The organism is Ornithinimicrobium cavernae (assembly GCF_003121625.1).
In the GTDB taxonomy this organism is placed as follows: domain Bacteria; phylum Actinomycetota; class Actinomycetes; order Actinomycetales; family Dermatophilaceae; genus Ornithinicoccus; species Ornithinicoccus cavernae.
Window position 1 is genome coordinate 144,316 of record NZ_QDDJ01000007.1, and the last position, 25,498, is coordinate 169,813.

Annotated in this window: 19 protein-coding genes; 17 read left to right on the plus strand and 2 right to left on the minus strand. The window is 68.0% G+C overall.

The features are described from left to right. The first annotated feature begins 117 nt into the window (after positions 1-117). Genes DA085_RS09665 through DA085_RS09680 form a run of 4 tightly spaced genes read left to right on the plus strand, consistent with a single transcriptional unit; the run spans position 118 to position 4,361 of the window. Positions 118-1,380, plus strand: a complete 1,263-nt coding sequence (locus DA085_RS09665; protein WP_109472750.1) for a nucleotide sugar dehydrogenase — start codon at positions 118-120, stop codon at positions 1,378-1,380. Next, positions 1,377-2,270 (plus strand): ABC transporter permease, encoded by an 894-nt coding sequence (locus DA085_RS09670; RefSeq protein WP_109472751.1) that lies wholly within the window; start codon positions 1,377-1,379, stop codon positions 2,268-2,270. Before DA085_RS09665 ends, DA085_RS09670 begins: the two co-directional genes overlap by 4 nt. Further along, positions 2,257-3,219, plus strand: coding sequence for an ABC transporter ATP-binding protein (locus DA085_RS09675; RefSeq protein ID WP_109472752.1), 963 nt, complete (start codon positions 2,257-2,259; stop codon positions 3,217-3,219). The genes DA085_RS09670 and DA085_RS09675 overlap by 14 nt, the downstream gene beginning before the upstream one ends. Further along, positions 3,216-4,361 carry a glycosyltransferase gene (locus DA085_RS09680; RefSeq protein WP_109472753.1) on the plus strand — a complete coding sequence of 382 codons (1,146 nt, stop codon included), beginning with the start codon at positions 3,216-3,218 and terminating at the stop codon, positions 4,359-4,361. The genes DA085_RS09675 and DA085_RS09680 overlap by 4 nt, the downstream gene beginning before the upstream one ends. An 87-nt stretch (positions 4,362-4,448) precedes the next feature. Here the strand turns inward: DA085_RS09680 and DA085_RS09685 are convergent, their stop codons facing one another. Continuing rightward, positions 4,449-4,586: a hypothetical protein gene (locus tag DA085_RS09685; protein ID WP_202619175.1), complete on the minus strand. Its 138-nt coding sequence runs from the start codon at positions 4,584-4,586 to the stop codon at positions 4,449-4,451. A 224-nt stretch (positions 4,587-4,810) separates the two neighbouring features. Further along, positions 4,811-6,118: a UDP-glucose dehydrogenase family protein gene (locus DA085_RS09690; RefSeq protein ID WP_237565434.1), complete on the minus strand. Its 1,308-nt coding sequence runs from the start codon at positions 6,116-6,118 to the stop codon at positions 4,811-4,813. 219 nt (positions 6,119-6,337) lie between these two features. On the opposite strand from DA085_RS09690, the gene DA085_RS09695 reads away from it, so the two are divergent. The 13 genes from DA085_RS09695 (at position 6,338) to DA085_RS09755 (ending at position 24,710) form a co-directional block, all read left to right on the plus strand. Next, the gene (locus DA085_RS09695) at positions 6,338-7,228 is read left to right on the plus strand and encodes an alpha/beta fold hydrolase (protein WP_161958472.1); all 891 of its coding nucleotides are present in this window, start codon (positions 6,338-6,340) and stop codon (positions 7,226-7,228) included. Between the two features lie 210 nt (positions 7,229-7,438). Then, positions 7,439-7,726: a 30S ribosomal protein S6 gene (gene rpsF / locus DA085_RS09700; RefSeq protein WP_109472756.1), complete on the plus strand. Its 288-nt coding sequence runs from the start codon at positions 7,439-7,441 to the stop codon at positions 7,724-7,726. Between the two features lie 28 nt (positions 7,727-7,754). After that, complete coding sequence (locus DA085_RS09705; RefSeq protein WP_109472757.1) at positions 7,755-8,333, plus strand: single-stranded DNA-binding protein; 579 nt, start codon at positions 7,755-7,757, stop codon at positions 8,331-8,333. A 106-nt stretch (positions 8,334-8,439) separates the two neighbouring features. After that, positions 8,440-8,676, plus strand: coding sequence for a 30S ribosomal protein S18 (gene rpsR, locus DA085_RS09710; RefSeq protein WP_109472877.1), 237 nt, complete (start codon positions 8,440-8,442; stop codon positions 8,674-8,676). 24 nt (positions 8,677-8,700) lie between these two features. Beyond that, positions 8,701-9,147 carry a 50S ribosomal protein L9 gene (rplI, locus tag DA085_RS09715; RefSeq protein ID WP_109472758.1) on the plus strand — a complete coding sequence of 149 codons (447 nt, stop codon included), beginning with the start codon at positions 8,701-8,703 and terminating at the stop codon, positions 9,145-9,147. Between the two features lie 191 nt (positions 9,148-9,338). Beyond that, positions 9,339-12,206, plus strand: a complete 2,868-nt coding sequence (locus DA085_RS09720; protein WP_109472759.1) for a Na+/H+ antiporter subunit A — start codon at positions 9,339-9,341, stop codon at positions 12,204-12,206. Continuing rightward, positions 12,203-12,634 carry a Na(+)/H(+) antiporter subunit C gene (locus DA085_RS09725; protein WP_109472760.1) on the plus strand — a complete coding sequence of 144 codons (432 nt, stop codon included), beginning with the start codon at positions 12,203-12,205 and terminating at the stop codon, positions 12,632-12,634. Before DA085_RS09720 ends, DA085_RS09725 begins: the two co-directional genes overlap by 4 nt. 16 nt (positions 12,635-12,650) lie before the next feature. Beyond that, complete coding sequence (locus DA085_RS09730; protein ID WP_109472761.1) at positions 12,651-14,204, plus strand: Na+/H+ antiporter subunit D; 1,554 nt, start codon at positions 12,651-12,653, stop codon at positions 14,202-14,204. Then, a complete protein-coding gene (locus DA085_RS09735; protein WP_109472762.1) occupies positions 14,201-14,746 on the plus strand; it encodes a Na+/H+ antiporter subunit E in 546 nt (181 codons plus the stop codon). Before DA085_RS09730 ends, DA085_RS09735 begins: the two co-directional genes overlap by 4 nt. Continuing rightward, positions 14,746-15,075 (plus strand): MrpF/PhaF family protein, encoded by a 330-nt coding sequence (locus DA085_RS09740; RefSeq protein WP_109472763.1) that lies wholly within the window; start codon positions 14,746-14,748, stop codon positions 15,073-15,075. Before DA085_RS09735 ends, DA085_RS09740 begins: the two co-directional genes overlap by 1 nt. Continuing rightward, on the plus strand, positions 15,072-15,494 hold the full coding sequence (mnhG, locus tag DA085_RS09745; protein WP_109472764.1) for a monovalent cation/H(+) antiporter subunit G: 423 nt from the start codon (positions 15,072-15,074) through the stop codon (positions 15,492-15,494). The genes DA085_RS09740 and mnhG overlap by 4 nt, the downstream gene beginning before the upstream one ends. A 506-nt stretch (positions 15,495-16,000) precedes the next feature. Next, on the plus strand, positions 16,001-19,687 hold the full coding sequence (locus tag DA085_RS09750; protein ID WP_109472765.1) for a replicative DNA helicase: 3,687 nt from the start codon (positions 16,001-16,003) through the stop codon (positions 19,685-19,687). Between the two features lie 226 nt (positions 19,688-19,913). Next, positions 19,914-24,710, plus strand: coding sequence for a DEAD/DEAH box helicase (locus tag DA085_RS09755; protein ID WP_109472766.1), 4,797 nt, complete (start codon positions 19,914-19,916; stop codon positions 24,708-24,710). The last annotated feature ends 788 nt before the right edge of the window (positions 24,711-25,498 follow it).

Here is a 25,498-nt window from a genome sequence, read left to right on the forward strand (position 1 = left end):
CTGCCGACCACCTCCGGACCGACCGGATGGTGCCCGCCCTGAGCGTGGTGCCACGGGGGTGGACCGAGGGCGCCCCGCCGTCCGGAGCAGAGACCACAGACACGCTAGGAGCACTTCGTGGCCGTAGACGCCGTCATCATCGGCCTGGGATATGTCGGTCTGCCGCTGGCCCAGGAGGCCACGCGGGCAGGTCTGTCGATCCTGGGTTATGACATCAATCAGGGTGTGGTCGATGCGTTGAACGCGGGGACCTCGCACATCGATGACCTCTCGGATGCCGATATCGCCGAGATGGTCGCCGGGGGGTTCCGGGCCACGACGGATGAGTCGGAGATCGCCTCGGCCCAGGTCGCGGTGATCTGTGTGCCCACGCCGTTGTCGGACGAGGGCGGGCCGGACCTGCGGGCGGTGGAGGGCGCGGTCGACGCGGTCGCGCGGAACCTGCGCCCGGGGATGCTGGTGGTGCTGGAGTCCACGACCTACCCGGGCACCACCGATGAGGTGGTGCGGCCCAAGCTGGAGGCCGGTGGGCTGGTCGCGGGCACGGACTTCCACCTGGCCTTCTCCCCGGAGCGGATCGACCCGGGCAACGAGCGGTTCGGGGCCAAGAACACCCCGAAGGTCGTGGGTGGGCAGACCCCGGCGTGCACCGAGGCGGCTGCGGAGTTCTACGGCAAGTTCGTCGACACGATCGTGCGGGCCAAGGGCACCCGGGAGGCCGAGACGGCCAAGCTGCTGGAGAACACCTACCGGCACATCAACATCGCGCTGGTCAACGAGATGGCCCGGTTCTGCCACGAGCTGGGCATCGACCTGTGGGACGTCATCGACGCGGCGTCCTCCAAGCCGTTCGGGTTCCAGGCGTTCTACCCCGGACCCGGGGTGGGCGGGCACTGCATCCCGATCGACCCGAACTACCTGTCCCACAACGTGCGGGCCCGGCTGGGCTACCCGTTCCGGTTCGTCGAGCTGGCCCAGGAGATCAACTCCGGCATGCCCGGCTACGTCGTCTCCCGCATCCAGGACCTGCTCAACGAGGACGGCAAGTCCCTCAAGGGCTCGACCGTGCTGCTGCTCGGCGTGACCTACAAGCCCAACATCGCCGACCAGCGCGAGTCCCCGGCCGTGCCGCTGGCCCGCCAGCTGATCGCCAAGGGCGCCGTCGTCCAGTTCCACGACCCGCACGTGGCCTCCTGGGGCGCCCTGGGCGAGTCCGCCACCCGCGTCGAGGACGCCACGACCGCCGTCGCCGAGGCCGACCTCACCGTCCTGGTCCAGAACCACCGCGAGTACGACGTCGACACCCTCGCCGCCGCCGCCAACCGCTTCTTCGACACCCGCGGCAAGGCCGCCGGCGGCGAGCGGGTCAGTCGGCTGTGACCACGGGCGGCCCCGACCACCAGGGCTCCCTGCCGGGTCTGTCGGCGCAGGAGGCTGCTGCGCTGGCCCGCCGGCACGGGCTCGACCAGGTCGGGGTCCGTCCTCCGCTGGGCCGCTACTGCGCCGACCTCTGGCGGCACCGCAACTTCATCTGGACCATGGCCCAGGCCGGGTTCATCTCCCGGCACCAGAACAACTACCTCGGCCTGGTGTGGTCGGTGCTCAACCCGCTGCTGCTGGGAGCGGCCTACTTCCTGATCTTCGGGCTCCTGCTCGGCACCCGCGGCCAGGTCGACAACTTCGTCGCCTTCCTCACCGCCGGGCTGTTCACCTTCATCTTCATCTCGGCCGGGTTCAACTACGCCTCACGGGCGCTGGTCGACAACACCGGGCTGGTCCGCGCGCTCCGGTTCCCGCGGGCGATCCTGCCCATCGCGGTGATGATCACCGAGCTGATCGCGACGATCCCGGCGTTCGTCATGCTGCTCATCCTGGCCATGGCCACCGGTGAGGAGCCCTCGCTCAAGTGGTTGCTCTTCCCCGTCTCCCTGCTGATCACCGGCCTGGTCACCCTCGGCATCGGGCTCATCGCCGCCCGGATCGTCCACGCGGCGCGCGACGTCAGCAACCTGGTCCCGCTGCTCACCCGCATGCTGCGCTACATCTCGGGCATCTTCTTCCCCATCGCCGACTTCGCCTCCGGCTGGATCGGTGCGGTGCTGATGTACCAGCCGATCGCGGTCTGCCTGACGATGGTCCGCGAGTCGCTGCTCGGCGAGTTCCCGCTCAACCCGACGACCTGGCTGGTCAGCCTGGGCTGGGGGCTGGTGCTGACGGCCATCGGGTTCGTCTTCTTCTGGCGGGCGGAGGCGAGCTATGGCCGCGGCTGAGCTCTCCCCGGACAACGGGACCGGTGCGGACCGGACCGGTCAGGACCCGACCCCCGCCGTCGGTGCCGACCAGGACCGGGTGCCTGCCGTCATACTCAGTCATGTCCACGTCACCTATCGGGTGTTCGGCGCCGGCCGGGGCAAGACCGTGCCCGAGGAGTCGCGCCTGGCCCGCCTGCTCAACAGGGGCGCCAACCAGGTCGGCGTGCGGGAGGTGCACGCCGTCAAGGACGTGTCCTTCGTGGCCTACCAGGGCGAGTCGGTCGGCCTGATCGGCCGCAACGGGTCCGGCAAGTCCACCCTGCTGCGCGCGCTGGCCGGGCTGATCCCGCCCGACCAGGGCGAGATCTACCTCAACGGCAAGGCCGCGCTGCTCGGGGTCAACGCGGTGCTCATGCGCCAGCTCAGCGGGGCGCGCAACGTCATGATCGGGGGCCAGGCGCTCGGGCTCAGCACGCACGAGGTCCGTGAGAAGTTCGACGAGATCGTCGACTTCTCCGGGATCGGCGAGTTCATCAACCTGCCGATGAGCTCCTACTCCTCCGGCATGGGTTCCCGGCTGCGGTTCGCCATCTCGACGGCGGCCGTGCCCGACATCCTGGTCGTCGACGAGGCCCTGGGCACCGGTGACGCCGAGTTCCGCAAGAAGGCCAACGACCGCATCAACAAGATCCGCGAGAGCGCCGGCACGGTGTTCATGGTCAGCCACAACAACGCCACCATCAAGCGGATGTGCACCCGGGCGCTGTGGCTCGAGCAGGGGCACGTGATCATGGACGGCCCCAGCGGCGAGGTGGTCGACGCCTACACGCGGTGGGTGGAGCAGCAGCAGGCCGCCCGGGCGAAGGCGCAACAGGCCAAGCGTGCCCAGCCGAGGGCGACGGAGGACCCGGACGAGCCCGGGGGCGACGGGCAGGACGAGGCCGGGGCCCAGGGCGGCGGCCGATGACCCGGTCCGCCCTCGTCGTGACGGTCGTCCACCACCCCGGGGACGCCCGCATCCGCCACCGCCAGATCCAGTCGCTGCTGGAGGCGGGCTGGCAGGTGACCTACGCCGCCCCGTTCGCGGACTACGGCCTCACCCGGCCGGTCGGCATCCGGGGGCTGGTCCCGGTCGAGCTCCCGCGTGCCTCCGGCCGCAGCCGGCTCACGGCGCTCCGCGCCGCCCGTCAGCTGCTGCGTGACCGGGGCCCGGGTCACGACGTGGTCCTGCTGCACGACCCCGAGCTCCTGCTGGCGGTGCGGGGCCTGCGGGGCCTGCCGCCGGTCGTGTGGGACGTGCACGAGGACACCGCCGCGGCCCTGGAGGTCAGGCCGTGGGTGCCCGACCCGCTCCGCTCACCCGCCGGGTGGGGGGTGCGTCGGCTCGAGCGCTGGGCGGAGGACCGGATGCCGCTGCTGCTGGCCGAGCACGAGTACGCCGGCCGGTTCCGCAGGAAGCACCCGGTGGTGCCCAACACGACGCGGGTGCCCCGCACGCCGGTGCTCCCGGGCCGTCGCGACCGCGAGGGCCGTCAGCGGGTGGTCTACCTCGGCACCCTGACCGTGGAGCGCGGCGCCCGCGAGCTCATCGAGGTCGGGCGGCACCTGGAGGCCGCGACCGGTGGTGAGGTCCGGGTCCACGTGATCGGTCAGGCGCACGGCGAGGCCGTGCCGGAGCTGCGCTCGGCCGTCAAGGACGGTGCGGTCGTGTGGTACGGTTTTGTCCCGAGCGACCGGGCGCTGCCGATGCTCGACGGCGCCCTCGCGGGGCTGTCGCTCCTGCACGACGAGGCGAACTTCCGGCACTCGATGCCGACCAAGGTCATCGAGTACCTCGCCCACGGCGTCCCCGCGATCAGCACGCCCCTACCCGTTCCCGCCGAGCTGCTGCGCCGCACCGGCGCCGGGATCCTGGTGCCGTTCAGGGACGTCTCGGCGACCGTGGACGCGGTGCTCGGGCTGCACCGCGACCCGGAGCGGGCCCGCGAGCTCGGCCGCGCCGGCCACCATGCCGCGGCGGAGGGCTACGACTGGGAGACGGTGGCGCCGGTGTTCATCGCGGCCCTCGAGTCCGCCGCCGCCACCCCCGCGTCACCCCCCTCCCCCTGACCGGGCGCACGGTCATCCGACGTTCCGGCCGACCGGGCGCACGGTGACCTGAGGCTCAGCCGCACCGGGCGCGTGGTAGACGACCAGTCAGACCGGTGGCGACCAGGCGGGGTCCCGACCGATGAAGCCGATGAGCCGGTCCTGGACATCGGCCTCGTCGGGCACCGGCACCGCGTCACCGAACTGGCCGGAGGAGGCGCCAGCGCTCTGCACTTCACGTCGCATGGCGTCACTTCTGCAGAGCCGGGCACTGCCGTCGCGCCAGCGCTCTGCAGTTCATGTCGCAGGGCGTCACTTCTGCAGAGCCGGGCACTGCCGTCGCGCCAGCGCTCTGCAGTTCATGTCGCATGGCGTCACTTCTGCAGAGCCGGGCACTGCCGTCGCGCCAGCGCTCTGCAGTTCATGTCGCATGACGTCACTTCTGCAGGACCGCGGATCTTGCGGCAGTGTCAGGGGCGGCCGAGGCCGACGTAGGTCCAGCCGGCCTGACGGTAGGCCTCGCGGTCCAGCAGGTTGCGGCCGTCGATGACGAGCTTGTTCGCCACCTGCTCGCCGATCACGGCGGGGTCGAGCTCGCGGAACTCGGGCCACTCGGTGAGGTGCAGGACGGCCTCGGCGTCCTGGATCGCCTCGGTCGCGGAGGCGGCGTAGTTGAGGGTCGGGAACACCTTGGCGGCGTTGTCCATCGCCTTGGGGTCATAGACGCTGACCTGGGCACCGGAGAGGTGGAGCTGGCCGGCGATGGACAGGGCCGGCGAGTCACGCACGTCGTCGGAGTTGGGCTTGAACGCGGCACCCAGGACGGCGACCCTGCGCCCGAGCAGGGCACCGAGGTGCTCGCGCACGAGGTTGACGACGTGCTCGCGACGGCGCTGGTTGATGGCGTCCATCTCGTTGAGGAAGGCGACCGACTGGCCGGCGCCGAGCTCGGAGGCCCGGGCGCTGAAGGCGCGGATGTCCTTGGGCAGGCACCCGCCGCCGAAGCCCACTCCGGCGTTGAGGAACTTGCGGCCGATCCGCTCGTCATAGCCGATCGCGTCGGCGAGCGCGGTGACGTCTGCGCCGGTGAGCTCGCAGATCTCGGCCATCGCGTTGATGAAGGAGATCTTGGTGGCCAGGAAGGAGTTGGCGGCGACCTTGACCAGCTCGGCGGTCGGCAGGTCCGTGACGACGACCGGCGTCTGCTCCTCGGTGAGGGTGCGCGCATAGACCTCGCGCAGGATGCGCTCGGCGTTCTCGCCGTTGACCCCGAGCACGAGCCGGTCGGGGTGCAGGGTGTCCTGGACGGCGAAGCCCTCGCGCAGGAACTCCGGGTTCCAGGCGAGCTCGACGGTGACGCTCTCCGGGGTGGTGACCTCGATCCGCTCGGCGAGCTTCTCGGCGGTGCCGACGGGGACGGTCGACTTGCCGACGACCAGCGCGCCGTCCTTGAGGAACGGGATCATCGCGTCGACGGAGCCGTAGACGTAGGACATGTCCGCGGCCAGGCTGTTCTTGCGCTGCGGGGTGCCCACACAGATGAAGTGGACGTCCGCGTCGGCGATCTCCGACATGTCGGTGGTGAACCGCAGGCCCTTGCCGACGTGCTTCTCCAGGAGCGGCTCGAAGTCCGGCTCGTAGAACGGCATACGGGCCTGGCTCAGCATCTCGATCTTGGCGGCGTCGACGTCGACGCCGACCACGTCGAAGCCGAGTTCGGCCATCCCCGCGGCGTGCACCGCCCCGAGATAGCCCGTTCCGATCACCGAGATGCGCATTGTCATACCCCTTGGTCGTGACACACAGAATCCCCCCGAGGCTACCGGCCACCCCGCACGGGGGACAGGCGATGGCGTGTGTCGTTGGCCACCTCTGAGCACGGGGTGTGACGTGGTCGACAGGGCGCTGGCAGGATGTCGGACCATGGACCCGCAGACCGCGACCGCCCACCCGGTGACGGGCGCACCGGTCGTTGGCGGACCGCTGCGGAGCCGGTCATGACACCCGTCGTCCGCACCGGAGCGCCAGGCCGGGCAAACCCCATCTCGTATGCCGTGTCCGGCCCGGGTGGGTCCGGCACCAGGGACCTGGTGCTGGTCCACGGCTGGTGCTGTGACGGCAGCCTGATGGCGCCCCTGAGGGAGCGGCTGGAGCAGACCCACCGGGTGGTCACGCTCGACCTGCGTGGGCACGGACGCAGCCAGGACGTCGCCGAGGACGGGTCGATCGGGGTCGGTCGTGGCCGCTGGGGCGAGGACCTTCCGGTGCCGACGGGCACGGTCGCCACGAGCGTGGCGGAGTTCGCGCAGGACGTCGTCGTGGTCTGTGAGGCGGCGGGGCTGCGGGACCCCGTGGTGATCGGGCACAGCATGGGTGCCCTCGTCGCTCTCGACACCCTGGTGCGCGCCGACAGCCCGCTCCGTCGCGTCCCACGGCGGCCGGCGCACCCCGTGGGGGCGGTGCTCCTCGACCCCGCGCCCCTCGCGCACGAGAGGAGCAAGGCCGACTGGGCCGAGCGGGCCGCGGCGATCCGTCGCGACCACACCGGCGACCTGCGCCGCGCGTTCGCCCGCTCCCTCGTGCTGGACACTGACCGCGCCGGCTACGACCGGGTGGTCGAGGTGATGGCCGCCACCCACCCGGAGGTCGCGGCGGGGGGCGCCCGGGCGATGGCGACGTTCGACGGTGCGGGGGCCCTGGGCAACCTCGCCTCGCCGATGCTGGTCATCCAGGCCGCCCACGCCGAGCGGGGCCTGGAGCAGCTGGTGCCGGACCGCCGCCTGCTCACGCTCGGACGCACCGTGGGGTCCGGCCACTTCCAGCAGCTGGAGGTGCCCGACCAGCTCGTGCCGATGATCGGGCGCTGGCTCGAGGTGGCCCTCGGCTAGCCACGGCTCGGATTAGGCTGCGGCCCCGCGGACTCGGTATCGTGGACGGGTTCACCGATGACGGCTGCCTCCGGCCTGCCTGTGGATCGACCCCTGCGGGTGTCGGTCGACTCTGGCAGGGTGGGAGACAGCACGAAGCGGTGGGACGAATGCAACCCTCCTGTCACGGAGAGACCGTGACCGCTGAGACCGAAGGAGGTGGGTTCACGCATGCGTCAGTACGAACTCATGATCATCCTCGATCCGGAGTCCGACGAGCGGAACCTCCAGCCGACGCTGGAGAAGCTGCTTGCCGTTGTCACCAAGGAAGGTGGCACGGTCGACAACCTCGACATCTGGGGTCGTCGTCGCCTGGCCTACGAGATCAAGAAGCAGTCTGAGGGCATCTACGCCGTGGTCAACCTGACCGCGACGTCTGCCACCGCACAGGAGCTCGACCGTCAGCTTGGCCTGAACGAGACCGTTCTGCGCACCAAGATGATGCGCGTCGGGGCCTGACCGACTCCCCACAGCAAAGGACTCAGACATGGCTGGCGAAACCCCGATCACCCTGGTGGGCAACCTCACTGCGGACCCCGAGCTGCGCTTCACCCCCTCCGGTGCGGCCGTCGCGAACTTCACCGTGGCCTCCACGCCGCGGCAGTTCGACCGGCAGACCAACGAGTGGAAGGACGGCGAGACGCTGTTCATGCGCTGCTCGATCTGGCGTGAGGCCGCCGAGAACGTCGCGGAGTCGCTGACCCGCGGTGCCCGCGTCGTCGTGACCGGTCGTCTCGTCTCCCGCTCCTGGGACACCCCCGAGGGCGAGAAGCGGACCGTCATGGAGATGCAGGCCGACGAGGTCGGGCCGTCGCTGCGCTACGCGACGGCGAAGGTCACCAAGGCCCAGCGTGGCGGCGGTGGCGGCGGCTTCGGTGGCGGTCAGGGTGGTGCCCCGCAGGGCGGCCAGCAGTTCGGCGCACCTCAGGGTGGCCAGCAGCCGGCTCCGCAGCAGGGTGGCCAGGCCAGCCAGTCCGAGACCGACCCGTGGGCCACCGGCGGCAGCGCCGGTGGTCAGCAGGGTGGCGGTTGGAACAGCCCGTCCTACGACGAGCCCCCGTTCTGATCGCACCCTGACCTCATGACCGGGCCCGGGGTGATCCTCGGCGCCCGGAAGAAACACCCCATCCCGAGGTGATCCCTCGGGCTCTCACAGAATGGAGAGCACCACGATGGCCAAGCCCGTTGTGCGCAAGCCCAAGAAGAAGGCGAACCCTCTCAAGGCCGCCAAGATCGAGTCCATCGACTACAAGGACACCGCGCTCCTGCGCAAGTTCATCTCCGACCGCGGCAAGATCCGTGCGCGTCGGGTGACCGGTGTCTCCGTGCAGGAGCAGCGTCGCATCGCCACCGCGGTCAAGAATGCCCGCGAGATGGCGCTGCTGCCCTACTCCAGCTCGGCGCGCTGAGCACCTTTCGACAAGGAGAAGTTGATGAAGCTCATTCTCACCCAGCCGGTGTCCGGCCTCGGTGTGGCCGGTGACGTCGTTGACGTGAAGGACGGCTACGCCCGCAACTACCTGCTGCCCCGCAAGCTGGGCACCGCCTGGACCAAGGGCGGCCAGAAGCAGGTCGACGCGATCCTGGCCGGCCGCGAGGCCCGTTCCCACAAGACCGAGGAGGAGGCCAAGGCCGCCAAGGCGACCCTGCAGTCCACCCCGGTGACCGTGTCCGCCCGCGCGGGCCAGGGCGGCCGCCTGTTCGGCGCCGTCACGGCCTCCGACATCGCCGAGGCGATCGTCGCCGCCGGCGGTCCGCAGGTCGACAAGCGCCGGATCGAGGTCCCGACCCCGATCCGCACCGTCGGCGAGCACTCGGCCCACGTCCGCCTGCACGACGATGTCGCAGCCGACATCACCGTCGTGGTCCAGGAGGCCTGAGCCACCGCAGCACGGGAGGGGCCGGTGGGGAGCGATCCCCACCGGCCCCTCTGCTGTCCCGGCGACAATCGCCGGCCCCTGAACAGGTAAAGTGAGCCTGACTCCAACCCCCTTCCGCCGCCGCGGATCGTGGGTCGAGGGCACCCACTGACCCGGGCCTCGGCTGCACCGCCCGACCATCGAGGAGGCCCATGCTCGCGCTTGTCGTCGCGCACGCGGTCGCCGCCCTCCTCGCGCCCGTGCTGGTCCGCTTCCTCGGCACCCGCGCCTTCGTGCCCCTGGCAGTGGTCCCCGCGGTGACAGCCGGCTACGCCGCCTGGCAGTTCCCCCGCGTCGACACGGACGCACCGCCCCTGGAGCAGTTCGGCTGGGTCGAGTCGCTCAACCTGACGCTCACGTTCCGGATGGACACCCTTGCGTGGCTGATGACGCTCATCGTCTCCGGGGTCGGCGCCCTCGTGCTGCTCTACTGCGCGCACTACTTCGACGACCGCGAGCGCAGCAAGGGCCTGGGGCTGTTCGCCGGCTCCCTGACGGCGTTCGCCGGGGCCATGCTCGGCCTGGTCACCACCGACGACATGCTCCTGCTCTACGTGTTCTGGGAGCTCACCACGATCCTGTCCTACCTGCTCATCGGCTACGTGATGACGAGCCGGGCCAGCGTCGCGGCGGCCAAGCAGGCGCTGCTCGTCACCACCTTCGGCGGCCTGGCGATGCTGGTCGGGCTGATCATGATCGGCCAGACCCAGGGGACCTACCGGATCAGCGAGATCCTGGCCGACCCGGGGTCCGGCACCTACCTCACCTGGGGCGTCGTGCTGCTCCTGGTGGGCGCCGTCACCAAGTCCGCCCTGATCCCGTTCCACTTCTGGCTGCCGGGCGCCATGGCCGCCCCCACGCCGGTCAGCGCCTACCTGCACGCCGCGGCCATGGTCAAGGCCGGTGTCTACCTCGTCGCCCGGTTCGCGCCGGCCTACGCCGACCTGCCGGCCTGGCGCTACACCGTGGTCGTCCTGGGCGCCGGGACCCTGCTGCTCGGGGGCTACCGGTCGCTGCGCCAGTACGACCTCAAGCTGCTCCTCGCCTACGGCACCATCAGCCAGCTGGGTTTCATCACCCTGCTGGTCGGGTACGGCACGCACGGCGCCACGCTCGCGGGTCTCGGGATGCTGCTGGCCCACTCGCTCTTCAAGTCCTGCCTGTTCCTGACCGTCGGCACGGTCGAGCACGCGACGGGCACCCGGGACATCCGTCGCCTCTCGGGCGTCGGTGCGCGTATGCCGTGGCTCACCGCAGCGGCGGCCGTCGCCTCGCTCTCCATGGCGGGTCTGCCGCCGGTCCTGGGTTTCGTGGGCAAGGAGGCGGCCCTCCACGCGCTGCTGCACCCGGCCGGGGGCTGGTGGTCCTTCGACGGCGTCATGCTCCTGGCCGTCGCCTCCGGGTCGGTGATCACCTTCGGCTACACGGCGCGGTTCATGTGGGGTGCCTTCGCCCGCAAGGACCCGGTGCTGGCCGGCGACGCCGGCCAGGTCACCACGGTGGCCCACCACCCGGAGTACCTCCTGGTGACCGTCCCGGTCGTGCTCGCGCTCGCCGGCCTGGCCCTCGGCCCACTGTCACCCGTCCTCGAGGACCTGCTCGCGCGGCATACCTCCGTCTTTCCCGCGGGTGAGGATCCCGCTCACCTGGCGCTGTGGAGCGGGCTGACCCCGGCGCTGGGCCTGTCCGTGGTGATCTGGGTGCTGGGCGGTCTGCTCTTCCTCGGCAGTGCCCCGGTCGCCGCGGTCCAGCGCCGCCTGCAGCTGCCGTACGACGCCGGTCGCAGCTACCAGCACCTGGTGCGGGGTGTCGACCGCCTGGCGCTGGAGGTCACGGGTGGCTTCCAGCGGGGCTCGCTGCCGACGCTGCTGGCGATCATCCTGCTGGTCCTGGTGGCCCTGCCCACCGTCGTGCTGGTGCGTGGCGTCACCTGGCCGTCGGGCGTGCGCTGGTTCGACACACCCGCCCAGGTCGGGGTGGCACTGGTGATCGTCGTGGCCGCGATTGCGACGACGCGCGCCCGGCGCCGCCTGCGGGCGGTCTTCCTGGCCAGCGTCACCGGCTACGGCACCGCGCTGCTGTTCCTCCTCCACGGGGCCCCGGACCTGGCCCTGACCCAGGTGCTGGTCGAGACCGTCACGCTGGTCGTCTTCGTGCTGGTCCTGCGCCGGCTCTCCGGGCGCTTCCCCGACGACCCCAGCGTGCTGACCCGCCGCCTGCGCGGTCTGCTCGGTCTGGCGACTGGGCTCGTGGTTGCCGCCGTGGCGCTCACTGCCGCGGCCGTCCGCACCCACGAGCCGTCCGCCAAGGGCCTGATCGAGACCGCCAAGGAGTACGGCGGCGGCAACAACATCGTCAACGTCATCCTGGTCGACGTGCGCGCCTGGGACACGATGGGCGAGCTCTCGGTGGTCCTGGCCGCCGCCACCGGCGTGACCAGCCTGATCTTCCTCAAGCAGGACGCCGTCATCCGGGCGCGCCGGGCCCTGCGGCACACCTGGCGCAACCGGACGACGGTCGAGGAGGAGGGCACCACGCGGTGGATCGCCGCGGCCCCGCAGCTGGACCCGAGCCGCCGGTCCACCATCTTCGAGGTGGTCACCCGGATCGTGTTCCACACGATCATGCTGTGGTCGGTCTACCTGTTGTTCAGCGGGCACAACGCGCCCGGCGGCGGGTTCGCCGCCGGCCTGGTCGCCGGGCTGGCCCTGGCGCTGCGCTACCTCGCGGGACGCGGCTACGAGCTGCGCGTGGCCCTGCCCGTGATGCCCGGTCTGCTGCTCGGTGGCGGACTGTTCATCGCCGGGGCCTCGGCGATCCTGCCGATGTTCCTCGGCTCACCGCCCCTGCGGACCTGGGTGGTGGACGTCCCGCTGCCGCTGATCGGCGACGTCCACCTGGTCACCTCCCTGCTCTTCGACATCGGCGTCTACCTCGTCGTCATCGGCCTGATGCTCGACATCCTGCGCAGCCTGGGCTCCGCCCTGGACGACCAGATCACCGAGGAGGAGGCCGGGTGAGCCCCAACATCGCCCTCGTCCTGGTCGCCGCCACGCTGATCGGCACCGGGGTCTATCTGTTGCTGGCGCGGTCCATCGTGCGTGCCCTGGTGGGTTTCCTCCTGATGGGCAACGGCATCAACATCCTGTTCATGGTCTCGTCGGGACCGGCCGGCGAGGTGCCGATCCTGGGCCACGGTGACGGCGACCGGATGGCCGACCCGATCCCGCAGGCCCTGGTGCTCACCGCCATCGTGATCACCCTGGCGATGGTGGCGTTCGTGCTGTCCCTGGCGCACCGGGCGTGGCAGCTCGGCCGGGACGACCTGCTGGAGGACGACGAGGAGTCGGTGCGCATCCACCGGCGCGCCGAGGAGAACGACCTGTCGGACGAGTCCAGGGACGATGCCGACGTCATCGCCGCCGAGTTCGCGGAGGAAGACGAGTGATGGGGAGGGCGAGCTGATGAACGACTTCTCCTGGATGGTGCCGCTGCCGGTCGTCCTGCCGCTCGTCGGGGCCGGCATCAACCTGGCGGCCGTCGGCCGCACCCGGGTGCAGCGGCTGGTGAGCATGTCGATCCTCACCGCCGTGCTCGCGATCAGTGTGGCCCTGCTCTTCGCCGCGGACCAGCTGGGGCCGCAGGTCGTGCAGGTGGGCGGGTGGGCCCCGGCGGAGGGCGTGGTGCTGATCGTCGACCGGCTGTCCGCCCTGATGGTCATCGTCTCGACCGTCGTCACGATGGGGGTGCTGCGCTACTCCATCGGCCAGGGCCGCTCCTCGTTCGACAACGAGAGTGACGGGCACGCGCCGCTGCCGGTGTTCCACCCCACGATGCTGGTGCTCTCGGCCGGGGTGTCCACGACCTTCATCTCCGGCGACCTGTTCCACATGTACGTCGGGTTCGAGATGCTCCTGGCCGCGAGCTTCGTGCTGCTCACCCTGGGGGGCACCGAGGCCCGGGTGCGTGCCGGCGTCACCTACGTCTTCGTCAGCCTGCTGTCCTCGATGATGTTCCTCATCGCGATCGCGATGATCTACGCGGCGACCGGCACGGTGAACCTCGCGATCCTGGCGACCCGGCTGGACATGATCCCGGACGACACCTCGGTCGTGCTGCACGTGCTGCTGATCCTCGGGTTCTGCGTGAAGGCGGCGGTCTTCCCGATGTCCGGCTGGCTGCCCGACTCCTACCCCACGGCACCCGCGCCGGTCACCGCGGTGTTCGCGGGGCTGCTCACCAAGGTCGGTGTCTACGCGCTGATCCGCACCCAGACCCTGCTCTTCCCCGACGGCACGCTCAACGCGGTCCTCATGTGGGCCGCCCTGCTGACGATGATCGTCGGCATCCTCGGCGCGGTCACCCAGGACGACATCAAACGGATGCTGTCCTTCACCCTGGTCAGCCACATCGGCTACCTGCTGTTCGGCATCGCGCTCGGGAGCGCGGCCGGGGTGTCCGCGGCGATCTTCTACGTGCTGCACCACATCACCATCCAGACCACGCTGTTCCTGGTGACCGGGCTGGTCGAGCGGGTCGGCGGGACCACCGCCTCCTCGCACCTGGGTGGGCTGGCCAAGGTCAGCCCGCTGCTCGGCATACTCTTCTTCGTCCCCGCGATGAACCTGGCGGGCATCCCGCCGTTCTCCGGGTTCCTGGGCAAGGTCGGCCTCCTGCAGGCCGGGGTCGAGGACGGCACCTGGCTGGCCCTGGTGCTGGTCATCGGCTCGGTCGTCACCAGCCTGCTCACCCTGTATGCCGTGGCGCGGGTCTGGGGGCGGGCGTTCTGGGGGTCTGCTCCCCAGGCGGAGGACGGCATGACCTACACCCCGGCGCGGACCGGCAACGGCCGCGCGATGGGTGCCGGCGTGGTCCTGCCGACCGTGTCGCTGGTGGCCTTCGGGCTGGGCCTGACCCTCGTGGCGGGGCCGCTGTTCGACATCACCGACCGGGCCGCGCTGGACCTGCTGCTGCGCGAGCCCTACCTGCTGGCCGTGCTCGGGGAGGGACCGCGATGAGGCAGCTGCGTGGCATCCACTGGCTCCCCCTGCTGATGCTGACCGTCGTGTGGGTGATGCTCATGGGTGAGGTGTCGGTCGGCAACGTCCTGGCGGGCGTGCTGGTCGCCTTCCTCGTCCAGCTGGTCTTCCCCCTGCCCTCGGTGACGCTCGGCGTGCACTTCCGGCCGGTCGCGTTCGTCGTGCTGGCGGTGCGCTTCCTCTGGGACATGACGACCGCGTCGGTGCAGGTGGCCTGGCTCGCGGTGCGCCCCGGGCCGACCGTCAGCGGTGTGGTGGTGGACCTGCGCCTGCGCTCGGACAACGACCTCTTCCAGACGATCACCGCCGAGATGGTGGCGCTGGTGCCCGGCACCGTCGTGATCGACCTGGACGGTGAGCGGCGGCTGCTCACGCTGCACGTCATCGACGTGACCACCCGGCAGCAGGCCGAGGTCGTCCGGCACCGTGTGCTGGCGCAGGAGGCCCGGGTGCTCCGTGCGTTCGACCCGGACCCGGACGCCGTGCTGAACCCGAGGCGACGCCGGGAGGTGACCGGCTGATGGGGTTCTCCGAGATCATGACCTGGGCGATCGGCATACTGCTCGTCTCGGCGTCGCTGCTGTCGGTGGTGCGCATCATCACCGGCCCCAGCGTCCTGGACCGGGTCGTCGCCACCGACGTCCTCGTGTCGATCGTGGTGTGCAGCCTGGGCGCGCAGACCGCGCTGGTCGAGGGCTCCAGCACCATGCCGCTGCTGATCACCCTCTCGCTCGTCGGTTTCATGGGGTCGGTGGCGGTGGCCCGCTTCGTGGCGCGCGACCGTGACTACCCGGTGGACTTCGACGAGCCGGACACGGTGGAGGAGCCGGGCAGGGGTGAGCAGGCATGACGTGGACGCTCGACTCGGTGACCGACGTGATCGGCATGGTGCTCATCCTGTGCGGTGCCATCCTGTGCCTGACCGCCGCGATCGGCCTGCTGCGCTTCCGGGACCTGCTGACCCGCATGCACGCGGCGACCAAGCCCCAGGTGCTCGGCGTCCTGCTCGTGCTGTGCGGCGTCGCGCTGAGCAAGGAGGGCGGCCTGCACATCGGCACGCTGATCCTGGTCGGGGTGTTCCAGATGCTGACGATTCCCGTCGGGGCGCACATGGTGGGTCGCGCGGGCTTCCGCACCGGCCAGGTGGCCCCCTCCGACATCCACCTCGGACCGTCGAAGGACCACGCGGACGCGAGCCGGGGCGACCAAGCCGTCGACGGCCAGACGCCCGCTCGGGAGGACGCCGCTCCGGAGGACGGCACTTCCTGAGCAGTGCGTTCCGCGGACAACAGTGGCCCGCGGGCGGCTGTGGCTCTGCAGAAGGTGTCGCATGGCGTCACAGGTGCAGAGCGTTGCTCCCAGGGCGGGTACTGGCGAGCCGCGCCACCCACAGTCACCGGGCCCGCTGCCGGTGACGCCCGAGACCAGTGACAGCCACACCATGGGCAGGTCCGCCAGAAGGGCCGACGCGGTGACTATTTCTGGTCCACATGCGGTGGACAACGTTCCCGCTGGTCAACCGGCGTCCGGGCGCCGAGAAAGTTGGTTATCCACAGGCCTGTGCACAGCCTGTGAACGACCGGCCACAGGTCTGTACACAGGCTGTCCCGAGGGTTATCCACAGGACCGTTTGGGGAGGTGCCCGGACCGCCGTAACGTGAGCCGATCACCTGAGGTCGGAGGGGTTGTTGTCGTGCGCGCCGAGCTGTGTCAGGGGTCAGTGGTTGGCTGCGTGACAGAAGGTGCAGGAGTGACAGAACGGGAGAGGCGGGCGGATGTCGCTCAGTGAGCTGGAGGCAAGCTACTCCGAGGCGCCGGACGGCCCCCCGGAGGACCGGCTGCCCCCTCAGGACGTCGCCGCCGAGCAGAGTGCCCTGGGCAGCATGCTGCTGTCCAAGGACGCCATCGCCGACTGCGTCGAGACGCTCAAGGCCAACGACTTCTACCGCCCCGCGCACGAGTCGATCTACGAGGCGATCCTCGATCTCTACGCCCGCGGCGAACCGGTCGATGCCGTCACCGTCTCTGACGAGCTGACCAAGCGCGGTGACCTGACCCGGATCGGCGGGACGCCCTACCTCTACCAGCTGATCAACGGTGTCCCGACCGCGGCCAACGCGAGCTACTACGCAGAGATCGTTGCCGAGCGCGCCGTGCTGCGCCGCCTGGTCGAGGCGGGAACCCGGATCGTGCAGATGGGCTTCGCCCAGGGCGGTGGCGACGTCGACGACATCGTCAACCTTGCCCAGGCCGAGATCTACGGCGTCGCGGACAAGCGTGGCGGGGAGGACTACCACGCGCTTGCCGCCCTGCTCGAGCCGACGATGGACGAGATCGAGCACGCCGCTGGGACCTCGGGGGAGATGCTCGGCGTGCCGACGGGCTTCACAGACCTGGATGAGCTGACCAACGGCCTGCACCCCGGCCAGATGATCATCATCGCGGCCAGGCCGGCTGTCGGTAAGGCACTCGCCCTCGACACCCCACTGGCGACACCCGAGGGGTGGACGACCATGGGGGAGGTCTCGGTCGGCGATCAGCTCATCGGGGCGGACGGGAGACCGACGACAGTGTTGGCCGCCACCGAGGCCATGCCGGACCGGCCGTGCTACGAGGTGGAGTTCTCTGACGGGTCCGTGATCGTGGCGGACGCGGAGCACCTCTGGCAGACCAGCACGCGGCTGGAGCGGAGGGGGCTGCGCGAGGCCTCAGCGAGCATCCGGACCACAAGAGAGATTGCCGAGACAGTTCGGTGCCAGACTGCCGATGCCCGCCTCAACCACAGCATCGCCCTCACGCAGGCTCTCGACCTCCCCGAAGCCGATCTCGCGTTGTCCCCCTATGTCCTGGGCGCGTGGCTGGGCGACGGCGAAACGGCTGGTAGCCGGTTCACCTCCGCCGACCCCGAGATGGTGATCCACCTCGAGGCCGAGGGCATCGAGGTCAGGCAGTTGGCTGCGATGAGCTACTCGCTGCTCCTTCCCCACGACGTCGTTGGCGCGGCAGACCACGGCTCGGTGAAGGCGCTGCTGCGCAAGATTGGAGTGCTTGGCAACAAGCACATCCCGCAGGAGTATCTCCGTGCCAGCGAGGTGCAGCGTCGGGCGCTGCTCGCAGGGCTCCTCGACACTGACGGCACAGTGACGGCGAGCGGGTGCCCCCAGTTCACCTCAACGTCTGAACGCCTCGCTGCCGATGTCTATGAACTGATCCTCGGCCTCGGTTATCGCTGCGGTTGGTCCAAGAAGCAGGTCCGTGGGCATACACCAGAGTCCTCGATCGCACATACGCTCACGTTCTCGACCGACCACGATGTCTTTCGGCTGGAGCGCAAGAAACTTGTGCACAAGGAGCGCCGTTCCCGCGCTTTCCACCGGCGCGACTCCCTCTTCATCACGAATGTGCGGCAAGTGACCTCCGTCCCGGTGCGGTGTGTTCAGGTCGATAACGACAGTCACCTCTACCTCGCTGGTCACTCGATGATCCCTACGCACAACTCGACCCTGGCGCTCGACATCGCCAGGGCGGCGGCCATCAAGAGTGACCTGGCAACCGTTGTCTTCAGCCTGGAGATGAGTCGAACCGAGATCACCATGCGCCTGCTCTCGGCGGAGTCAGAGATTCCGCTGCAGCACATGCGTAAGGGCACGATGCGTGACCAGGACTGGGCACGGATGGCCGAGACGCAGGGCCGCATCCACGGTGCGCCACTCTTCATCGATGACAGCCCAAACATGTCGCTGATGGAGATCCGGGCCAAGTGCCGGCGGCTCAAGCAGCGGCACAATCTCAAGCTCGTGATCGTCGACTACCTGCAGCTCATGAGCTCCGGCAAGCGTGTCGAGTCGCGGCAGCAGGAGGTCGCAGAGTTCTCCCGTGCGCTCAAACTCCTTGCCAAGGAGCTCGAGGTGCCGGTGATCGCGCTCTCGCAGCTGAACCGAGGTCCGGAACAACGCACGGACAAGAAGCCGCAGATGTCGGACCTCCGTGAGTCCGGTTGCCTCACCGCTGACACCCGGATCCTGCGCGCCGACACCGGCGGCTCGGTGACCCTCGGTGAACTGCATGCGTCAGGCGAGAAAGACATCCCCGTGTGGGCCCTGGACGACTCGCTGCGGTATGTGCGACGACATGTCACGCACGTGTTCTCCACTGGTCGGAAGCCCGTCTTTCGGATGACACTCGCGTCAGGCAAGACCATCCGCGCGACGGAGAACCACCGCTTCCTGACCTATGACGGGTGGCGAGCCCTCGGCGATCTCCGCACCGACGACCGACTCGCTGTTCCCCGGCACGTGCCGGCGCCGGAACGCCACGAACCCTGGGCCGACGATGAGGTTGTGCTGCTTGCCCACATGCTCGGTGACGGCTCGATGGTGAGGCGTCAGCCCCTGAGGTATGCGTCGGTCGACGAGGAGAATCTGCGCGCAGTGACACGAGCCGCGATGCACTTCGGTGTGTTGGCCGTGCGCGACGAGTATCCCGCCGCTCGTTGCGCGACGCTGCGTCTTCGAGCGCCTTACCGCCTTGCTCGGGGCCGCCGCAATCCGATCGCAGGGTGGCTTGACGACATGGGCCTGTTCGGTCTCCGCAGCCATGAGAAGTTCGTGCCGGAGCGGCTGTTCCATGCCTCGAAGAGGCAGATTGCCTTGTTCCTCAATCACATCTGGGCGACCGATGGCTCCGTGACAGTCAACAAGTCGCAGCGCGGCGGACGGATCTACTACCACTCGACGAGTCGGCGACTTGTTGACGACCTCTCTACGCTCCTGCTGCGCTTCGGGATCTCCACCAGGACTCGGGTAGTGCACAAGAGTGGCTACCGGGACGGCTACACGATCGACGTCTCCGGTGTGGACAGCCAGCGCCGCTTCCTGCAGGAGATCGGGGTGCACGGTGGCCGATCCGCGTCCGCGGTCGCGCTCCTGGAGATCATCCGAGATCGTCAGGCCACCACCAATGTGGACACGGTCCCGGTGCAGGTCTGGGACGCCGTCCGTGCAGAGATGGCAGGGCAGGGCATGACGACCCGAGAGTTCCAGGCGGCGCTCGGGACTCAGTACTGCGGGTCAGCGCTGGACAAGTCAGCGCCCTCGCGAGAGCGGCTCGGTCGGGTAGCGGCCGTGCTGGACAGTGCCGCGCTGGAGATGGAAGCCACGAATGACGTCTTCTGGGACAGGGTGACCTCGATCGAGCTCGAGGGTATGGAGGAAGTCTTCGACGCCACTGTCCTCGGCACGCACAACTTCGTGGCCAATGGCATCGCCGTTCACAACTCGATCGAGCAGGATGCCGACGTCGTGATCCTCCTCCACCGAGAGTCCATGTACGAGCGCGAGTCACCACGCGAGGGTGAAGCCGACGTGATTGTTGCCAAGCACCGTAATGGTCCTACGGACACGATAGTCGTCGCGTTCCAGGGGCATTATTCACGCTTCACAAACATGGCGAGCAGTTTCTGACCTTGGTGTCGAGATGTCGAGATGCAGCCAACTCTGCATAACTGCACCTCCTATGTCGCATAACTAGCAGTAACCGCATCAGTAAGTGGAGCGTATGACGACTAGGCCAGGGCGCTTCACGCTGGCAGAGCGGGGAGATTCCGCCACAGGATGCTGGTGACGGGTTGTCGCGACCATTCGGGTGGCGGTCCGAAGTCGCCGAGCGGCGATGGGGCAAGATCGGGGCATGTCGGCGTCGATCTACGAGGTTCTGGAGCAACTGCGGGGGTCTGCCACGTCGGAGGTGGACAAGGGGAGCAAGCTCGAGCAGCTGATGCTGTCCTACCTGCAGACGGATCCGGTGTTCGCGGAGCAGTTCAGTGACGTGTGGTTGTGGCAGGACTGGCCGGGACGCGACGGCAAGCACGACACGGGGATTGACCTGGTCGCGGTGGACAAGATCACTGGGTCGAACGTGGCGATCCAGTGCAAGTTCTACGCACCGTCCTCGACGATCGGCAAGCAGGACATCGACTCGTTCCTGTCGGCCTCGGGCAAGGAGGGTTTCACTCAGCGGATCATCGTCTCGACCACGGATCGGTGGAACCAGCACGCCGAGGACGCCCTCCAGGGTCAGCAGATCCCCGTGCGTCGCATCGGTTTGGCCGATCTCGAGGCCTCGATTGTGGACTGGGATGAGTTTTCCTGGGCACAGCCGGAGGTCCTGCCGGTCACGGACAAGAAGAAGGTCCGCCCGCACCAGGCTGAGGCGATCGACGCGGTCACCCAGGGGCTCAGCACCGGGGACCGAGGCAAGTTGATCATGGCGTGTGGGACGGGCAAGACGTTCACCTCCCTTCGGTTGGCCGAGGAGATGGTCGGCGCCGGCGGCAGCGTTCTGTTCCTCGTCCCCTCTATCAGCCTGCTGTCCCAGACACTGCGGGAGTGGGCCACCGAGGCGCAGGTGCCGTTGGCGCCGATCGCGGTCTGCTCGGATCGCAAGGCTACCGTCCGGTCAAAAGCGGTCGATGAGGATATTTCGGCGGTCGACCTGGCACTGCCGTCGACGACGAACGTGGCCGTGTTGGAGTCCCGCCTGACCCAGGCCCTCGGCGAGAGCGACTCGATGACGGTCGTGTTCTCCACCTACCAGTCGATCGATGTCATCGCCCAGGCACAAGCCCAGGGCGAGCTAGACCCGTTCGACCTGGTCATCTGCGACGAGGCGCACCGCACCACCGGCACGACACTCGCGGGCGCGGATGAGTCCGCGTTCGTGAAGGTCCACGACAACACCTACATCCGGGCTAGCAAACGCCTCTACATGACAGCGACCCCTCGGATCTATGACGACCCCTCCAAGGCCAAGGCCGGTGAGGCAAACGCGGTCCTGGCCTCGATGGACAACGAGGACCTCTACGGCCCGGAGCTGCATCGCCTCGGATTCGGTGAGGCGGTCTCCCAGGACCTGCTGACCGACTACAAGGTCCTGGTGCTGGCGGTTGATGAGAAGTCGGTGTCACGCACGTTCCAGATGCAACTGGCCGACGACGGCAACGAGCTGCGACTGGACGACGCGGCCAAGATCGTCGGCTGCTGGAACGGGCTGGCCAAACGTGGGGCGGTCGAGCACTCCTTCGAGACCGACCCGTCCCCGATGCGTCGAGCGGTCGCGTTCTCCGGCACGATCAAGGACTCCAAGCACATCGAGGCCATGTTCGGCCAGACCGTAGCGCAGTATGCCGCCGCCCACGACCTCGAGGACACCACCGGTGACCCGGTGCTCACCTGCGAGATCCAGCACGTCGATGGCACCTTCAATGCTTTGGAGCGCAATACTCGGCTTGACTGGCTCCGGGCCGAGGTCCCCGACGGGACGTGCCGGATCCTGACGAATGCCCGCTGCCTGTCCGAGGGTGTGGACGTCCCAGCCCTGGACGCGGTGATGTTCCTGTCCCCGCGCAAGTCGGTGGTCGACATCGTCCAGTCAGTTGGGCGAGTGATGCGCAAGGCCCCGGGCAAGAAGTATGGCTACATCATCCTGCCGATCGGCATCCCGGCCGGGATGACACCGGAGCAGGCGCTGAAGGACAACAAGCGGTACGCCGCCGTGTGGGAGGTCCTGCAGGCGCTGCGTGCCCACGACGAGCGGTTCAATGCGATGGTCAACCGCATCGAGCTGGTTGACAAGCGCGACGACAAGGTCAACGTCATCGGCGTCCCCGGCGGCTCAGACGGCGACCAGGACGGCACGTCCTCGGGCACGCAGGGCAGTCTGGACCTGACCTGGTTGGGTGAGTGGCGTGAGGCGATCTACGCGAAGATCGTCGCCAAGGTCGGCTCCCGACGCTACTGGGAGGATTGGGCTAAAGATATCGCCGACATCGCGAACCGGCACATCACCCGCATCACCGCGCTCCTGGACGGCGGCAACCCGAAGGTCACAACAGAGTTCGACACCTTCCTGACCGGTCTACGCGGCATCCTGAACGAGGGCATCACCCGCGACGACGCGGTCGAGATGCTGGCCCAACACCTGATCACCCGCCCGGTGTTCGAGGCGCTGTTCGCCGGGTATGACTTCGCTGCACACAACCCGGTCTCCCAGACGATGGACCGGATGCTCGCCGTGCTGGACGAGCACCACATAGACGACGAGAACCACTCGTTGGCAAAGTTCTATGACTCGGTGGCCATGCGCGCCCAGGGCGTCGACACTGCAGAAGGCCGGCAGAAACTCATCGTGCAGCTCTACGACACGTTCTTCTCCACCGCCTTCAAGAAGACCGTCGACAAGCTCGGCATCGTCTACACCCCGGTCGAGATCGTCGACTTCATCCTCCGCTCCGCCGACAATGTCCTGCACGAGCACTTCGGGCAGGGCCTGACCGATGAAGGCGTGCACATCCTGGACGGATTCACCGGCACCGGAACCTTCATCGTCCGGTTGCTCCAGCTGGGCCTGATCGAACCGCACGACCTTGCCCGCAAGTATGCGTCTGAGTTGCACGCGAATGAGATCCTGTTGCTCGCGTACTACATCGCCGCGATCAATATCGAAGTCACCTACCAAGACTTGCTCCGCGAATCGGCCGAGAGCGACAGCCCAGGTTACGAGCCGTTCCCCGGGCTAGTCCTCACCGACACCTTCCAGTCCTACGAGGACGGCGACACCGACTCCCTCGACGTCTTCCCGGCGACCAGCCAACGCATCGCCCGCCAACGCGGGTTGCCGATCACGGTCGTCATCGGCAACCCGCCCTACTCAGCGGGACAGGATTCGAACAACGAAGGTAACGCGAATGAGTCGTATCCACACCTGGATGCCGCCATTCGGGCGACCTACGCGGCAGCGTCTACTGCCAAGAACCTGAACAAGTTGTACGACTCCTACATCCGCGCCATCAAGTGGGCCTCCCTGCGCATCGGCGACCGCGGTGTCATCGCCTACGTCACCAATGGTGGGTGGCTCGACTCCAACACCGCCGACGGCATGCGCAAAACGCTCACCGAAGAGTTCAGCGACATCCACGTCTACAACCTGCGCGGCAACCAACGCACGGCCGGGGAAGAGTCCCGAAAGGAGGGGGGCAAGATTTTCGGCGGTGGCTCACGGGCGACCATCGCCATCACCATCCTCGTCAAGGACCCCGCACGAACCGGCCCCACCACGATCCACTACACCGACATCGGCGACTACCTCACCCGTGAACAGAAGCTCGCCAAGGTCACCGACGCTGAGACCGTGACGGGGCTTGAACCCGTCACGCACATCACCCCCAACGAACACGGCGACTGGCTCAACCAACGTGCCGCCGAATTCGCCAACTTCCCATCCATCGAACACCTCTTCGAGACTCCCACCGCTGGCCTGAAGACAGCGCGGGACTCCTGGGCGTCCAGTTTCAGTACCGCAGCTGTCGTCCGAAACATGTCGAGGCTGATTGCCACTTTCGAAGGTGAGCGAGCCGCTGATCGCACCTCAAGGACGGCGACCCGCGATTCGGCGCTGATCAGTTGGACGCGTGGCCTCCTCTCCGACTTGGACAGAGACCGCAAACGTGTCTTTGAACGTCAAAGTATCGTCCTTGGATCCTATCGACCCTTCACCAAGCAGCACATCTATTTCAGTCGCCCACTCAATGACATGGTGTACCGGGTTCCGGCGATCTATCCAAGCGCGGCATGCGCCAACCTTGGCTTCTATACACTGGGGGTCGGAGCCACGGCGGACTTTTCGACACTGATGTCTTCGGCGGTTCCAGACGTTCAGATGCTCGGCGCTGGGCAGAACGGTCGATACTTTGCGCGGTGGCGCTACGAGAGGCCCAACGACGATGGCATGCTGGCGCTCGATCCAGGTGAGGACGAGATCGCCGACGGCTACCGCAAGATCGACAACATCACCGACGAGGCGCTGGCCCGGTTCCAGACCGCTTACGGAGCCGGGGTCACCAAAGAAGACATCTTCTACTACTGCTACGGCCTACTGCACTCGCCTGAATACCGCGAGACCTACGCCGCGGACCTGAAGAAGATGCTGCCGCGCATCCCCCTGGTTACCGAGCCCACGGCATACCTCGACGCGGGCCGTCGGCTCAGCGAGCTGCACCTCGGCTACGAGACCGTCACTCCCTATCCCCTCGACGGGCTGGACGTCGAAGGACCAGCCGGCGACGCGGCATACGACTTCTTCCGGGTCCAGAAGATGGGGTTCGCCAAGACGCGTGACCCCGAGACCAAGAAGCTCGTCGCAGACCGGTCGACGATCATTTACAACTCGCAGATCAAGCTGAGTGGCATTCCCGAGCAGGCGCACCGCTACATGCTCGGGTCGCGGTCGGCGATCGAGTGGATCCTCGACCGCTACCGCGTCAAGGTCGACAAGGCCTCTGGCATCGTCAACGACCCCAACGACTGGTCCCGCGAGGTCGGTGACCCGCGCTACATCGTTGATCTGCTCGCCAGGATCGTGACCGTGAGTTTGGAGACCATGGAGATCGTGGACGCGTTGCCGGGCCTTGAAGTGCGTGACGGCTCCTGAGCCGCCCCGTCCGCTCAGTCCCCGTCACGTCCGGGATATCGTTCCAGGGCCCATCGACGGTGCGCCAGCGCGGTAGCGATCTTTAGCTGTTGCTCGTAGGACAGGTGCGGTTGGCTCATTGTCGAGGTGAGCACGCCGACTTCCCACGTCAGGCGTCCACGCACCCGAGTGAAGATCTGTCGACACCTTCGGGAGCAGAACCGGGCGGGGCGCCCAGCGTGCTGACCTGATCCCAGATCACACGATTGATCGCAGTCCGGGTTCATGCAGCGGTAACTGCGAGCGGGCTCGACGCAGTCTTCCAGTGCATCCACGAGTGTCTGCGGGTCCGGGGTGGTCTCACCCCGCAGGAGGGTCTGCAATGTTCGGGTCATCGGGCCGCCGTGGGCAGAGGGACGGTGGTCAGTCGTCACGTGGTTGGTCTGTTCCATCGTAGTCCCATGAGTCATAAGTCTGGAGTGTTGATGACGACAGTATCTAACTTATGACTAGGTGTCATCACCAGCAAGAAGACAGGGACCCAGCGACTCGAGTGTGGATTGTCGGAACGTGACCTGCATCGATGGCGTTCGAACATAAATCACTCGGTGGATCTCATTCACAGACTTCCATCGCGTTTCCGCGAGTCGTAAGTCTTGTGTGACCGGCTTGGTAGGGGTACGGTTCCGTTGGATCTAGTCAACGGCGAAGCGTCCTCGGAGTGTAGTGAGGGCGCACCGGTTGCACCCGGTACGCCCTCGACGACGGTCCTGATGCAGTCTGGTCGACAAGCGAAGGACAGTCATGGC

Coding starts and splice junctions, on each gene's coding strand:
- DA085_RS09750 (WP_109472765.1), top strand. CDS start 16,001: ATGTCGCTCAGTGAGCTGGAGGCAAGCTACTCCGAGGCGCCGGACGGC.
- DA085_RS09695 (WP_161958472.1), top strand. CDS start 6,338: ATGACACCCGTCGTCCGCACCGGAGCGCCAGGCCGGGCAAACCCCATC.
- DA085_RS09740 (WP_109472763.1), top strand. CDS start 14,746: ATGGGGTTCTCCGAGATCATGACCTGGGCGATCGGCATACTGCTCGTC.
- mnhG (WP_109472764.1), top strand. CDS start 15,072: ATGACGTGGACGCTCGACTCGGTGACCGACGTGATCGGCATGGTGCTC.
- rpsR (WP_109472877.1), top strand. CDS start 8,440: ATGGCCAAGCCCGTTGTGCGCAAGCCCAAGAAGAAGGCGAACCCTCTC.
- DA085_RS09755 (WP_109472766.1), top strand. CDS start 19,914: ATGTCGGCGTCGATCTACGAGGTTCTGGAGCAACTGCGGGGGTCTGCC.
- DA085_RS09685 (WP_202619175.1), bottom strand. CDS start 4,586: ATGCGACGTGAAGTGCAGAGCGCTGGCGCCTCCTCCGGCCAGTTCGGT.
- DA085_RS09730 (WP_109472761.1), top strand. CDS start 12,651: ATGAACGACTTCTCCTGGATGGTGCCGCTGCCGGTCGTCCTGCCGCTC.
- DA085_RS09680 (WP_109472753.1), top strand. CDS start 3,216: ATGACCCGGTCCGCCCTCGTCGTGACGGTCGTCCACCACCCCGGGGAC.
- rpsF (WP_109472756.1), top strand. CDS start 7,439: ATGCGTCAGTACGAACTCATGATCATCCTCGATCCGGAGTCCGACGAG.
- DA085_RS09720 (WP_109472759.1), top strand. CDS start 9,339: ATGCTCGCGCTTGTCGTCGCGCACGCGGTCGCCGCCCTCCTCGCGCCC.
- DA085_RS09690 (WP_237565434.1), bottom strand. CDS start 6,118: ATGCGCATCTCGGTGATCGGAACGGGCTATCTCGGGGCGGTGCACGCC.
- DA085_RS09705 (WP_109472757.1), top strand. CDS start 7,755: ATGGCTGGCGAAACCCCGATCACCCTGGTGGGCAACCTCACTGCGGAC.
- DA085_RS09735 (WP_109472762.1), top strand. CDS start 14,201: ATGAGGCAGCTGCGTGGCATCCACTGGCTCCCCCTGCTGATGCTGACC.
- DA085_RS09675 (WP_109472752.1), top strand. CDS start 2,257: ATGGCCGCGGCTGAGCTCTCCCCGGACAACGGGACCGGTGCGGACCGG.
- rplI (WP_109472758.1), top strand. CDS start 8,701: ATGAAGCTCATTCTCACCCAGCCGGTGTCCGGCCTCGGTGTGGCCGGT.